This window comes from Larkinella knui, assembly GCF_003858645.1.
Taxonomy (GTDB): domain Bacteria; phylum Bacteroidota; class Bacteroidia; order Cytophagales; family Spirosomataceae; genus Larkinella; species Larkinella knui.
The window spans coordinates 1299248-1313335 of the sequence record NZ_RQJP01000001.1; the positions used below are offsets into that span (position 1 = coordinate 1299248).

Annotated in this window: 9 protein-coding genes and 1 tRNA gene; 7 read left to right on the forward strand and 3 right to left on the reverse strand. The window is 49.9% G+C overall.

Going from position 1 to position 14088, the window contains the following annotated elements; all coding sequences use genetic code 11:
- The first annotated feature begins 107 nt into the window (after positions 1-107).
- The 3 genes from EHT87_RS05295 (at position 108) to EHT87_RS05305 (ending at position 7407) form a co-directional block, all read left to right on the forward strand.
- Positions 108-1223, forward strand: coding sequence for a hypothetical protein (locus EHT87_RS05295; RefSeq protein ID WP_124904563.1), 1116 nt, complete (start codon positions 108-110; stop codon positions 1221-1223).
- A gap of 121 nt (positions 1224-1344) precedes the next feature.
- Entirely contained in the window at positions 1345-4050 is a 2706-nt protein-coding gene (locus EHT87_RS05300) for a PQQ-dependent sugar dehydrogenase (protein WP_124904565.1), read from the forward strand.
- Positions 4051-4572: 522 nt separating this feature from the next.
- Positions 4573-7407 carry a Kelch repeat-containing protein gene (locus EHT87_RS05305; RefSeq protein WP_124904567.1) on the forward strand — a complete coding sequence of 945 codons (2835 nt, stop codon included), beginning with the start codon at positions 4573-4575 and terminating at the stop codon, positions 7405-7407.
- 47 nt (positions 7408-7454) lie between these two features.
- On the opposite strand, the gene EHT87_RS05310 is transcribed toward EHT87_RS05305, so the two are convergent.
- Positions 7455-10031, reverse strand: a complete 2577-nt coding sequence (locus EHT87_RS05310) for a M14 family metallopeptidase (RefSeq protein ID WP_124904569.1) — start codon at positions 10029-10031, stop codon at positions 7455-7457.
- A gap of 190 nt (positions 10032-10221) precedes the next feature.
- Between EHT87_RS05310 and EHT87_RS05315 the strand changes: the two genes are divergently transcribed.
- From EHT87_RS05315 to EHT87_RS05325, 3 genes are all read left to right on the forward strand, one after another.
- Positions 10222-10293: transfer RNA gene (locus tag EHT87_RS05315), tRNA-Glu, on the forward strand.
- A gap of 185 nt (positions 10294-10478) precedes the next feature.
- A complete protein-coding gene (locus EHT87_RS05320) occupies positions 10479-10748 on the forward strand; it encodes a hypothetical protein (RefSeq protein WP_124904571.1) in 270 nt (89 codons plus the stop codon).
- Positions 10749-11520: 772 nt separating this feature from the next.
- Positions 11521-11721: a hypothetical protein gene (locus tag EHT87_RS05325; RefSeq protein WP_148096025.1), complete on the forward strand. Its 201-nt coding sequence runs from the start codon at positions 11521-11523 to the stop codon at positions 11719-11721.
- A 154-nt stretch (positions 11722-11875) separates the two neighbouring features.
- Here EHT87_RS05325 and EHT87_RS05330 read toward each other — a convergent pair whose 3' ends face one another.
- Both EHT87_RS05330 and EHT87_RS05335 read right to left on the reverse strand, forming a co-directional pair.
- Positions 11876-12157 carry a hypothetical protein gene (locus EHT87_RS05330; RefSeq protein ID WP_221621979.1) on the reverse strand — a complete coding sequence of 94 codons (282 nt, stop codon included), beginning with the start codon at positions 12155-12157 and terminating at the stop codon, positions 11876-11878.
- Between the two features lie 207 nt (positions 12158-12364).
- A complete protein-coding gene (locus EHT87_RS05335; protein ID WP_124904577.1) occupies positions 12365-13114 on the reverse strand; it encodes an SDR family oxidoreductase in 750 nt (249 codons plus the stop codon).
- 43 nt (positions 13115-13157) lie between these two features.
- Between EHT87_RS05335 and EHT87_RS05340 the strand changes: the two genes are divergently transcribed.
- A complete protein-coding gene (locus tag EHT87_RS05340; protein WP_124904579.1) occupies positions 13158-14060 on the forward strand; it encodes a histone deacetylase family protein in 903 nt (300 codons plus the stop codon).
- Positions 14061-14088 lie beyond the last annotated feature (28 nt).

A 14088-nucleotide genomic window follows, 5' to 3' on the forward strand; every position in this document is an offset into this window, starting at 1 on the left:
TTTAATGGGTTTGGAGACTAAAAGAACAAAGATAAGCCAAGTAAGGACGAGAAGGATAAAATATTATTTGTATTTTAAAGCATTCAAAAATTAGATCCTAAATCGCTTTGAAACAGGAACAACCCTCCGCTCAGCACGCCCCCCAACCGCTGACAGAATTTTCCCATCGTTCCGCTTTACTGGTGGGGAGCCTGCCGTTTTCCGACGAAGAAGAATGCATGACCCGCGCGCTGGATTCGCTGGCACCCGTTCTTTTTTGTTTGCCCGACGGTGAAATTGGGGAAAAATCCGCGGCTTTTCCGAAAGGAAACCGCATCGCCTGGGTGGTTTATGCCATCGAAAAAATTACCGAAGACAAGGCAAACTGGAAAACCGTGAAGGAACCCGTCCGGGGTGAAGACGGAATGGCGGAAAGCTACGATCATTTTCAGAAACTGAAACCGCTGCGGACGCCAGCTGAAATGCCGGATCACGTAACGTTTGGGTATGACGCGTTTTTCAGGAGTAGCTACCCGGTTTTCAAACGGTTGCGGGCAGAACGTCAACGGCCCGATCTCAAATTCCAGTTGGGCGTTCCCACCGGTTTTGCGATGGGATTCGCCTTTGCCAGTCAGTTCCAGTGGATTCGCTATACCTATGCGTTCAACACCGTAATTGCGCGGGAAGTCAACGCGGTTCTGGCGGAAGCGGGTCACGATGTGATCGTTCAGCTCGAAGTTCCGCCGGAGTTGTACGCGGCCTATATGCTCCCTTCGCCGTTGATGGGCCTGGCCTTGAAACCGATCAAAGATTTGCTGGCCAAAATCAACCCTGGTGCTCAGATTGGCATTCATTTGTGCCTCGGCGATTTTCACAATCATGCGCTGGTTCACCCCAAAACCCTGGGCAAAATGGTGGCATTTTCCAACAAACTGGTTGACGAATGGCCGTCGCAACACACCCTGGCATACGTTCATTATCCATTGGCCGAAGGGTTGGTGCCCCCACCGACGGAAACCGGGTATTATGCTCCGTTGAAGAACATCAGGCTACCGAAAGACACCCGATTTATTGCCGGTTTTGTTCACGAAAAACTTAGTCTGGATCAGAACAGACACATTCTGGCGAGCATTGAAACAGCCTACGGAAAACCGGTGGATGTGTCAACCTCCTGTGGCCTGGGACGCCGAACGCCCGAAACGGCCGGGAAGCTCCTCGCCATGATGGCCGAGCTGACCCGGTAGGCGGTTTCCGTGCGGAATGGTACTGGAAGCGCTAAAAGATATTGAACTTGTTTGTACTAAAATTAATGAAAGTAATAAACTTTGTTACTGTTTCAATTGATCATCCTATCCCGTAACGACTATGAAGAACTGCTACTTTTATTGGATCCTGTGTTTGACCGGAATAGCCTCAACCGCCAGGTCCCAAACCCCTCAGCTACAACTGCAAACGGTTGTTTCGGGCCTGACCAAACCGGTGGATGTCGATCATGGCGGGTCAAACCGGCTATTCATCACCGAGTTAGGGGGCAAAATCAAACTGATTGAAGCGAACGGAACTGTGCTTGCCACCCCATTCCTGCAAATTCCGGCCAGCAAGCTCCTGGACGTTCAGTATAACGGGATTTTCAGCGTCGCCTTTCATCCCGGTTTTCCCAACAATGGGTATTTCTATGTTTTTTATAACCAGTCTGACGGGCAGGGCGTCGTGGCCCGGTTTACCCGGAACGGGAGCAATCCGAATCTGGCCGATCTTTCGAGCGAGGTCGTTCTCATGACGATTCCGTATCCAGATGGCGGACATCGGGGCGGAAACCTGCTGTTTGGGCCGGATGACTACCTGTATATTTTTATCGGGGATGATGGCAATGTGGGACGGGGGCAACTTGGTGATGTGTTGGGAAATGCCCAGAATCTTCAAAAGCGGTATGGGAAAATCCTGCGAATTGATGTAAACAGCGGTTCACCCTACAGCATTCCTCCGACGAATCCGTATCTGACTCCCGGCGATGGTATTCCGGATGAAATATGGGCAAGTGGACTGCGTAATCCGTGGCGGGGCAGTTTTGATCGCCAGACGGGGGATTTGTGGCTGGGCGATAATGGGCAGGACGGGTATGAGGAAGTTGATTTCGTGGCCGCCAATCGTACTAAAATCCTGCCGGCTGGCCAGAATTTCGGCTGGCGTTGCTTCGAGGGGGCTCATGCTTACATAACCACGGGTTGTACGATGTCGGGAAGTTTCGTATCACCCCTTCACGAATACGCGGGCTATTCCAACAATGGCAACAAAGAAGCTTCGGTCGTGGGCGGGTATGTTTACCGGGGAACGGCCTATCCGGCCCTTCAGGGCTGGTATGTGTACGGCGATTATGCCCAGGGAAAATTGTGGTTGCTGCGCCGGGGTGAGAATAATACGTACCAAAACACGGTTCAAACGCCGGTATTGGTCAATCCGGTGAGTTTTGGGGAAGGTTTTGACGGAGAATTGTACGTGATCACCTTCAATGAGGGGAAACTCTACCGAATTACCACGGAATCGCCGACTTCGCAAAACCACCCGCCCGTAGCCCCGGCACCGGTTTCGCTAAACGGAACCGTCGGAGTGGCTTACAATGCCACCTTGCCCGTTTTTAACGATCCGGATGCAAATCCGTTGACGTATAAACTAACGGGTTCAATACCCGGTTTGAGTTTTAATGAAAACACGCGAATGCTGAGCGGCACGCCCACGACTTCGGGTACTTTTAGTTTAACTTACACCGCTTCGGACGGCATAGCCACGGTTCCGGTGGTCATCAGTGCAACCATGGCACCGGCTTCGGCCTATGTCGGTGATTATGAGGGGTATTTAAGCACCGTCGATTGCGGGATTTTCTCCGGTTGGGTCTGGGATCGGAAACAAAAAGACGCCCCGTTGACGGTCGAATTTCTCGATGGCGCTACGTTAGCGGCCGCCACCCTGATCGATAAAACGGAAGCGGATCAGTTTCGGCAGGATTTGCTGAATGCGGGCAAAGGAAATGGACAACACGGTTACCGGTTTACACCGCCGGAAAGCCTGAAGAACAACCAGAAACATACAATCTGGGCGCGGGTTCGGGGAACGGCTTATGTTTTAAAACTAGCGCCCAAAGAACTTACGTGTGCCGGAACGGCCACCCCGAATCCACCGGTAAACCAGAAGCCGGTTCCGCCGGTACTTTCGGCGCTGCAGGCAACGAAAGGCGTTACTTTTACGACCGTTTTACCGGCTTTCACGGATCCGGAAAGCGGAACTTTGACCCACAGCCTGACCGGTTTACCCGGCGGCCTGGTCTTCACCGCATCATCCCGCACCATTTCCGGGATTCCGACGATAACTGGGTCCTATTCCCTGACATTTTCGGCCAGCGATGGACAGGAGTCCGCTTCCGCGACGATTATGCTAACGATTGCCAATCCGCCTTCGACGCCGGTTGTTACCGGTGATTTTGACGGATTTCTGGATAAAGTAGAATGTAGCACCATTCGGGGCTGGGTCTGGGATCGGAAACAGGCCAATATGCCGTTGACGGTGGAGTTTTATACCGGAACTACGATCTGGGGAACCACGGTGGCGTCATTGTTTCGGCAGGATCTGAAAACGGCCGGAAAGGGCAATGGCGAACATGCCTATAGTTTTACGGTTCCCGAAGTGCTAAAAGACAATATAGAACGGGCAATCAGTGCGCGGGTGCTCAATACCACCTATGTTCTGAAAGGCTCTCCTAAAGCGCTGAAGTGCTCGCCGAATGCCCGGATTGCTGTCGGTTCGGATGAAAATACCTTGCAGGTTGTCGCCAGCCCCAATCCGGTGGTGCAGGAACTGGTGGTGGAGATTCGTGGTATTGCCGGTGAACAGCTGGTTCTGAGCGTCGTGAATGGTGGCGGGCAAATCGTCTTTGAGCGATCGGTCGAACTCCGAAGCTCCTTTCAGCAGGAGCGGTTCGACATGCTTCGTCAAAAATCGGGCGTGTACTTGTTGCAGGTTAGCCCGGCAACAACCAGCGGCAAACAAACGCTTGCCATCAAGATTTTGAAAAACTGATCCTTCTTACGTCCGCCGGAGAACACCAAAAAACACCGTTTCAAGGCGGTGCTTTTTTGTTGACTTCACACCTGCCGGCTCAGGTCGTCGTGTTAAGTAGATCGTTGGTCAAAGCCTAAGGAAATTACTTAATCCGATCCATTCCGCCTGACCTTACCTCCTGTAAACAGCTTCTTTCTGCTTCCCTTCCAACGAAACTCGTTGCTTAACTGCATATTCTTGTCTGATAAAGATTTATGTAACTGTTTTTTCATATGAATAGACTTATTGTTAGCATAATTTTAATATTTATTGATATTTTGCAGTGTCTTAAAATTCCTATCCTCTTATTCTCTTAATCATGGTATCAATTCTACGGATCTATCTATTCCGGGCTCCTGCCGTTAAGTATAATTCTTCCTTTTTTCGATCGGTCAATACCGCCTGATTCTTCTGCAATTCCCAGTACCCAACCCGGGCATCTGCTGTTCGGGGAGGCTTTTTATAATCAATTCCTAACTCGTTCAAACCACTACGTTATTCATGAAGAAACCTTTCCTGTTCCCGCTGACAGTTGCCCTTTTGTTTGCCTGGGTGCTGCATGTTCCCGGCGCTTTTGCCCAATGGTCCACGTCCGCTTTAAGTCAAAGTCGTAATAAACTGGCCGGTGCCAGTGCTGGCGGAAAAGCCTTTTTTGCCGGCGGTTTCGAAGGACTATCGTCGTCCAAAAAAGTGGATATCTACACGCTCGGTACCAATTCCTGGTCAGAAGCCGAGTTGAGTGAAAGCCGGGGTGACCTGACCGCCACAGCTTCGTCTGATTCCGTTTTTTTTGCCGGTGGAGGCAGTCTCGACCAAAGCGGTTTTTCCAAACGGGTGGATATCTACAGCGTTTCCAACAATTCCTGGTCCCATACGGATCTCTCCGTGAGCAGATCCTTACTGGCATCGGCCCAGGCCGGACGAAAAGTCCTTTTTGCCGGGGGTATTCACTTGGAAGGCTCTTTTATAAAACTACTCAAAACCGTGAAAACCGTCGATGTGTACGATTTAATCGATAAAACCTGGACAACTGGCGAATTATCGGAAGCGCGTTCGAGCCTGGCTGGGGTTGCCGCTAACGGAAAGATCTTTTTTGCCGGCGGGTATAAAAGCGCGGGGTCCTATTCAACAAAGGTGGATATTTATGACGTGGCTACTGCTACCTGGTTGCCTGCAACCAATTTGTCGGAAGCCCGCAGTGGATTAGCTGCTGTGGTTGCCGGGGGTAAGATTTTTTTTGCGGGCGGTTATCGCGGATTATTGACGGGGGGGTATTCCGATAAGGTAGATATCTATGACCTGAGTACCGGTACCTGGTCGGATGCTACTTTATCTACTAAACGAACCAATTTGACGGCTACCACGGTGGGTGACAAGGTGTTTTTTGCGGGTGGGGAAACCGATTTGCAAAGCTCGACTGTCGTCGATATCTACGATCTGACTACACAGAGCTGGTCGACCGCCAGCCTTTCCAAGAAGCGGAAAGATCTGGCTTCGGCCAGTGTTGGAAACAAAGCTCTTTTTGCGGGGGGTTATGTTGGCTTACTCGATGGCGGTTCTACTTTGCTGGTGGATGTGTACACGGCAACGGCTATCGATCAGCAGCCGACTCCCGCATCAACTACGGTTTGCCAGGGCAGTACGGTTAGTACGGCGATTACGGCTTTGGGTGAAAACCTGACGTACCAATGGTACAAAGGATCGGCCAGTACCTCGGCGGCTGTTGTGACCGATCAAACTTCGGCTACCCTGACGCTGACCAATGTTCAACCTGACGATTCGGAGTCCTATTATTGCCGGGTGAGTGGTGATGGCGGAGTGGCCTGGTCAGGTGCATTCAACCTGACCGTCACGCCCAATCCGACGGCTCCCGTCGTTGCTTTTGCCGGACAAACTACCAGTACTGTTATTCAGAATACGCCCTACGTCATGGTAACCATCACCGGTTGCGAATCCGGAGCGGTTTCCTGGACCGGCCCGAACGGCAGCACCGGCACTACAACCAGCATTTCGGTACCCACTTCGGCTACCGGAACCCTGGTTTATTCGGCTACCTGTACCGTAGGAAGTTGCTCCAGCCTACCCGGCAGTGCTACGGTTGTGGTGGCTCCGGGCACTGCGGTGGGCAGTTTCGACGGCTTTATCTACGGTGCCGATTGCAGTACGTTTCGCGGCTGGGCCTGGGATCGGAACAAAGGCAATACCGCCCTGCCGGTTGAGATTCTCGACGGCCCCAATGTCATTGCCACCATTCAGGCGGACGTATTTCGGGATGATTTGAAAAATGCCGGGAAAGGAAACGGGAAACACGCTTTTCTATTCGCTATTCCGGAAACGCTGAAAGACAATCAATCGCACCTGCTTTCCGCCCGGGTAGCCAGCAGCAGCTTTATTTTGAAAGATTCGCCGAAAGCCCTGATTTGTCAGAGTAGCGGCTCGAACCCCGGCAACCAACTTCCCAAGCCACCCACGCCAACGGTGATGATTGCCCCGCTATCGGCTCAGGTGGGAGTGCCTTTCTCGGCAACGCTCGTTGCGTTTACCGACCCCGAAGGAACTACACTTTCCTACGGATTGTCCGGATTGCCGGACGGTTTGGTCATGCTCACACCCAGTCGCATCATCACCGGAACGCCGACGCAGGCGGGCACATTTGTGCTGACGTACCTGGCCACCGACGCCGGTGGTGCCAGCAATAGCGTGAGCTTCCAGTTGACGGTTCTTCCCGCCCCATCCAGTCCGGTAACCGGCAGTTTCGAAGGCTATTTAGACAAAGTGGAGTGCGGTACGATTCGGGGCTGGGTGTGGGATCGGAACAAACCGAATACTCCGGTTACTGTTGAGTTTTATACCGGCGGAACCGTCTGGGGAAGTACGGTAGCCAATATTTACCGGGATGATTTGAAGAATGCCGGAAAAGGAAATGGCAGCCATGCCTACAGTTTTGTCGTTCCCGAAACCTTGAAAGGCGTTGGACCTACCTTGATGTATGCCCGGGTTCAGGGCAGCTCCTATGTATTGAAAGACTCCGGAAAAACCCTCAATTGTCCTTCACCGGGTCGGCTTTCGGCCGAACAGTCGGAAGAACTTCAAGTCATTGTTCTGGGAAATCCGGTGAAAGAGCAGGTCGATGTCGAAGTCCGTGGTGCGGAAGGCCAACCGTTGCGGTTTAGGATCACGGATGTGCAGGGCCGATTGATCAGTGAGCGGCCGGTTGAAAAAGCCGCTGCCGTCGAGAAACAGAGTTTTGGTGTTTCCAATACGCCAGCGGGTTTTCTGTTTCTGAAAGTGAGCAGCAACGGACAGAACCGGACGTTGAAGCTGATGAAACCGTAAGTCTATTTTGCCCTTAAATCCCGGATAACGGGATTTAAGGGCTTTTTTTAGTTGCCAACCATGAATACTGCGTTCCCGAAAAGCAACTTTCCGTTGTACCAGAAACCGCGGAAAAGCGGATTGTCCATCATGTAGACGATGCTCCCTTTACCGAGTTCCTGGACGCCGTAGAGCAAGGTATTGTTGAGTTTCGATTTCGCATTTTTACCCACAAAACCGGCTACGTAATTGTCTTTCTTCAAATACCCCACATTCCATCCATCTTTCAGGAAATCGTAGTCGTACACGTTTTGCACCAGCGCGTAATAGCCATTCGGATAGCCAAACGCCAGCGGATGCGTACGGTCGAGATCAACGCGGTAGACACTGCCGGGTGTTTCTTCCGAAACCGCTTCGCGTTCGCGTTCGCCATACTGGCGTAAGGATTCATCGGTATCCAGGTTTGGTTTTTTATCGGTTTTCTCTTTCTTAGGTTCCGGTTTGTCGTCTTTCTTCTTCAAACCGAAATCCGGTTTGTCGGCAAAAAACGAAGTCACGCGCTCCATCACAATCAGTTTGCCACCTGCCTGAACCCAGTCTTTGAGTTTGTTTAAGGCCCGGTCGTTCAGGATTTTGCCATACCCGTAGCCCTGCGGCATAATCAGAACATCGATACCGTCGAGCGAGGCATTCGGAAATGAATTGGCATCGATCAAGGTCAGCGGATAATCGAGATCCTGGTCAAAATAATGCCAAACCTCACCCAGCGAAGTCGCAAAGGTGACGTCGCCGGAGATAGCGGCAACGCGCGGGTTTTTAAGCGAAAAAACGCTGCCGGAGCCAAAATCGGACCCTTCGGCCACAAAACCGGTCGATGCCGGAATGAGCCGGATTCCGCGTTTGGCGGCTTCCTGCTGAACGATCTGGTAGAATCGATCGCCCAGGCGTTCATTGCCGGCGCGGGTGATAATGAGCGTTCCGGCTTCAAACCGTTGTTCGCCCTGTTTAAACGTTTTTTCGGCCACCCGAATCCGTACTTTGTTTTTCAGCAAACCGGCCAGAAACTGCACATCCTGCGCCGACTGCCACCGCACCAGATACGCATACGGTTTGGGGTCGGAAGCACTGCCATTGGCAACGGCGGCACCCGCCGGATTGGCGTAAGCTACCGGAGTCAACCGGTCTTTCAAACCGTAGGCTTTTAATCCGTAGGCGTAGGGAATACACCAGGACGTTATGTCGTAGGTAACCGAGTCTTCGAGCATCGACTTGGGTTCGAACAAGATTTTTAACAGCGTTGACTTGGGCTGGTAGGCGCTGATAACCAGGTCATTGTTTTCCGTGGTGACGGACTCGTTTTTTTGATTCTGATAATTGAATCCGATCAGTTTCTGCGATTTTCCGGCCAGTCCATAGCGAATCTGGTTGTTATCGAGCAGTTTCCGCAAGGCCAAAATTCGGCCTTCGTCATTGGCGGTTTTGATCACGTAACTTTTGAATTCACCGACGGGGCTGGTGACCGATTTTTCAAAAAAACGATTGAAATTTTTGACGATATCATCCGGCCGGTCGGCCACGGATTCGAGGGTGGCAAAGCTGGCGGTATAATGATGATCGATGCGTTGGCGCAGCGTAAGCGTGTCGCCGTCGTTTTTCCGGTACGCTAATCCGGCACGGCCACCGCCACCCTGTTCGAAGGTCATGCCGATGGCCCCGTTGTAGGTTGGCCAGGTATCGCCATAGCTCGGATAGAACAGATCAAAATTTTCTCGTGTAAAATACAGCCAGCCGTTTTTGTCAAAATACCGGGTATTGTATTGTCCGATAATTTGCTGGAACTCCCGCTGCCAGGGCGTGATGTCTTCGTGATAAGGTTTGGCTGAAGGGGCAAAATAATACGGACTTTCCGGGCCCATTTCGTGAAAATCACCGTGTAAGTGGGGCATCCATTGTTGGTAAAGTGCCATTCGCTGCTGCGTAATTTCCTGAGTTTGCCAGGCCCAGTCGCGGTTTGGATCGAACAGATAATGGGTGTAACGGCCACCGGGCCAGGGCTCACTGTGTTCGCGGGCGAGGGGTGTCGGATCGGGGTTGGTCCCACTCATCTGATTGTACCAGTTAACGTACCGGTCGTGGCCGTCGGGGTTGAGTCCGGGGTCCAGAATGACGACGGTATTGGACAGGATTTTTTGAGAGACGGGATTCGCAGGGTCTAATAAATCATGCAGCACCAGCATGAATGCTTCGGAGCTAATGGCCTCATTACCGTGGATGTTATAACTCAGCCAGGCAATGGGCGGTTGGGCCGAAACAGAAGCCTGGGGGGCGGAGGCCGCGGTATTTCCCAGCCCGATCTGTTTGAGGTGGGTCGTGCGAATCTCCTCCAGCCTGGCCAGATTTTTTTCGGAAGCCACCACCACCGCCATTAACTGACGCCCCTCGTAGGTGGTTCCGTAGGGCAGTACTTTAACCCGGGTGGGCAGTTGCCGGGCAACGTACTCGGCGTAGGCCAGCACCCGGTAGTGGGGCGAAAACCGCTTGCCGACGGTATATCCTAAAAACTGATCGGGATGCTGGAACGTGGTCTGAGCGAGGGTGGTCAAAACCGGTAAAAGGCAAAGACTGACTAAAAAGAGTTTTTTCATGTAAGGCAAATAATGAATTTATCGGGCAATCCCCAAAAATAAGCTGAAACCGGAAATCCCCGTCAAATCGCAGAAAAATCATTTTTTTTTAATCCAGGATTTGCACCAATCGTTTTTCTCCGTATCTTTGCACCACAATTTCAGAATCAGGGTTAGCAAATCAGTCGCTGACCAACTGAAAACTGGATATGGCCGATTCGTCTAGCGGTTAGGACGCGGCCCTTTCACGGCTGAAACACGGGTTCGATTCCCGTATTGGTCACTGGCCATTATCCAGAAGAGCTGCAAGCAAACTGCTTGCAGCTCTTTTTTTATCCCCCATTTGTGGGTACCAGCCTCCTTCGGGTACCCGGAATCCGGCACTCAAATTAAAAAAGGTACCTAACAAAAATCAAAGCGGGAGAGTTAATAAGCCCATCAGGTATCAAGTACCAGAAACCGATGGCCATGAAAAAGTTAGTAACGCTTTTCCTTCTCTCATTTAGCTCTTTCGCACTCTTTAGCTGCGACCCCCTGAATAAAAAGTACGATAAAGAAAAGTATTCGGAAGTGATTTCTGAAAACGCCGATTCCGTCAGTCGATCGGCTTTTAATCGGGCTACCGTTGAAAATGAAATCAATGATATTCGAAATGAAGATTTTACTTACCAGGAGTTGATCGATCAGGGCAAAGCCATCCAAAAAAAAGAGCAGACTAATAAAAATGTGGTACGCTAAATGGTAGAATTAGTTAATCAAAATAAGTTGTAATGGCTTCGGTTTAATAATTGTACAAACAATTTATTCCTTTGTAATTCTACAGGCTGATTAAATGGAATAGTAGGGTTTATTAACGCTTGCTTTGATCGTAAATGTCTATAAAATGATGGGCGTAAGATTGTGGAAAACGGCAGGATACAAGTTCAGTCAATAAGCTCAAGGTTGACGCTGTTTTAGCGGTATATGACGAAATTTAGCGGTTTTCTTGTCCTGTTGAAGCAGCTAAGAAGACGATAAAAAGTTTGTTTACTCGATTTTTTATCGGTCCGATTGAGGTCGTTCAGCAGAAAAAAGGCGGAATAAATTGTCATAGGTTGAGAAATTGAAAATAAAATATGAACAACTTAAATTTTCTTAAAATGATTATAAATTAAGAAAATATGTGATTAATACTAGAGGCTTTGGTTTGATTTTTGCTATTTTTAAATCAGACGAGTGATGCTTTTTGAAGTATAGTACGCTTTTCCTTTACTCAATTTTTTAGTGCAATTCAGATGCGTTTTGGGTCACCCCTGCAATTCATTACCGGCCTTTCTTTACCGATAAACCGGGCTGGCTGATGCTTTAGCTTAAAACTGCTTATACACTAAAAGAAAACGATTGGTAAGCCAGTTCATACTTTGATTAATTTGATAGAAAACTTTTGAAAACGCCTAAAACCGACTGGTAACAACTTCTTTCATGTTCCCCAACTCTCTCCAACTGTACTTAAAAGATCACACAAATGGAAATGAAAACAGTATACACCGCCACAAATAAAAAGAAGTTCAGATGTACGGTTTATGCCAAAGATGGCACTTATCTGGCAAGTCGGGTTTATAACTCGTATAATGAGGAAGGTGCCCTGATGCAACTTGAAGAATGGCTGGAGGTGCATCTGCCAGCTGAAGCCAATTATGATCCTAACCAGATCAAGGTTGAGCCTATATGACTAGAAAAATTTGAAAACAGAAACCCCGGCAAACGTTTGCCGGGGTTATTTTTTTAGGTAGAACAGAGAATAAAATTTATTGAGTAGGACAGAGAAAATTAACGTTTAAAAAAGACTCATCATGCTGAATTTAGTGGCTTCGATCCGCAATGGGTTACAGCCGCAGGTTATTCAATTCGTGATCAATCTGTTGTTTGAGCTGAACAAGAATCTGGCTGTGAGCCTGTTTCTTTTGCAATCGCTCAGACAGCTGCGACGGGGCCAGTGGTACCTGATCGTTTAAGGATTCAGTGAGCAAATGGGTCAGGGTGTCCAGAACGTGTTGTTGCAGTATCGTTAGCTGGGATACCGTTTTCTGATTCGTCGCCGGATTTTGCTCCAGTTGTTCAATCAAATCAATCAGGACATTGTGTTGTTGCTGGATTTCATTTACCATCGATAACCACCGGGTTTCAATCACCGAATGATCGGGTAAATGGGTATCCTTTTTTTTTGACATTTGAGCAACCACCGTAGCAACAATTCACCGTAAATGTCTGAATTGTTGCGTAAAAATACGTAAGTAGTTATACATAAAAAATAAATGTAAAATTATTTTTTCTTTTTTTATGTAAGTACTTATAAATGAGTGGCTTATCAATGATTATATATAAATCATTTTTCGGGAAATTCCGCCGTCTACAGTGAAGTTTTGTCCGGTAATAAATGAGTTGGAATCATTGATCAAAAAGAGGATCATCCGGGCGATGTCATCGGCCTGTCCGACCCGGCCGGCCGGATGCTGGGCGTGATCCTCGGGTCGCAACGGTTCATTGCGGGCCTTGCCTTTTTTCTTTAAAGCCGCCACATCGATCCACCCCGGACTGATGCAGTTGACCCGGACGTCGGGACCCAAACTGACCGCCAGCGAGTGTGTCAGCGCAAAAACGCCCCCTTTCGAGGCCGAGTAAGCAAACGTTTCCGGTTCGGATTGAAAAGCCCGGGTCGAGCAAAGATTGACAATGCTGCCCTGTTGTTCGATGAGGTAAGGGGCGGTATATTTGGAGCAGAGGAAGGTGCCGGTCAGGTTGGTGCCTATGACTTTGTTCCAGTCGTCGAGCGAGAAACGGTCCAGCGGTTTTTCGACCTGAATGGCCGCGTTGTTGATCAGGTGGTTAATCTGCCCGAAACGCTCCAGCGTGGATTTGACGGCATTCTTGACGGCGGTTTCGGAGCTGATGTCACAGTTAAGGACGAGGGCCTTGGAATTCGAGGATTTCATGGTTTCACTAAATTCTTCCAGGGCTTCGGCGTCGTTTTCCCAAATGGCAACCCGGTAGCCGTGGGTCAATAGATACTGAGTCGTCACGCGCCCGATTCCCTGGGCTCCTCCGGTCACAATTACAGTTTGCATAAGCGGATATGATTGTAGTTACTGTCCGCTAACTTACCGATGGATGTTGAAAATTGCTTATAATCCTATTTACCGACACCCGCTCCCCGAAGGCCACCGCTTTCCGATGTCGAAATACGAATTGATTCATGACCAGTTGCTGTATGAAGGAACGTGTCAGCCGGCGAATTTCTTTTCTCCTCAGGCAGTCGAGGATCGCTGGGTTCTGGCGGTTCATACGGCTGATTATGTTCGGCAATTGAAATCGCTGAGTATTCCGGCGGTAATGGTGCGTCGGATCGGCTTCCCGCTTTCGGAGAGCCTCATCCGGCGGGAGTGGATCATCACCCAGGGCACAATTGATTGCAGCCTGATTGCGTTAAAAGACGGTGTGGCGCTCAATGGGGCCGGAGGCACACACCACGCTTTTCCGGACCGGGGCGAGGGGTTTTGTCTGCTGAACGATGTGGCCGTTGCGGCCCGGTATTTGCTGGATCGGAAACTGGCTGAGAAAGTGCTGATTATCGACCTGGATGTGCACCAGGGCAATGGAACGGCGGTTATTTTTCAGCACGAACCACGGGTGTTTACATTCAGCATGCATGGCAGGGATAATTATCCGCTTCACAAGGAAAAGTCGGATCTGGACGTGGAATTGCCCACCGGCATGACCGATGCCGTTTACCTTCATCAGTTGTCTGAAACCCTTCCCCGATTAATAAAAGAACAAAAGCCCGATTTTCTGTTTTATATTTCCGGCGTCGATATCCTGGAATCCGATCGGCTGGGGAAGCTGAACATAACCAGGGAAGGGTGTAAACGGCGCGACGAATTCGTTTTTGAACAGGCCCAAAAACACGGTTTGCCGATTGTGGTTTCGATGGGCGGAGGGTATTCGCCCCGAATGGCCGACATTGTGGAAGCACACTGTAATACGTTTCGATTGGCCGAAAAACTTTACTTTTAACCGCGAACAGCCCGCCTGTTCAAACCGT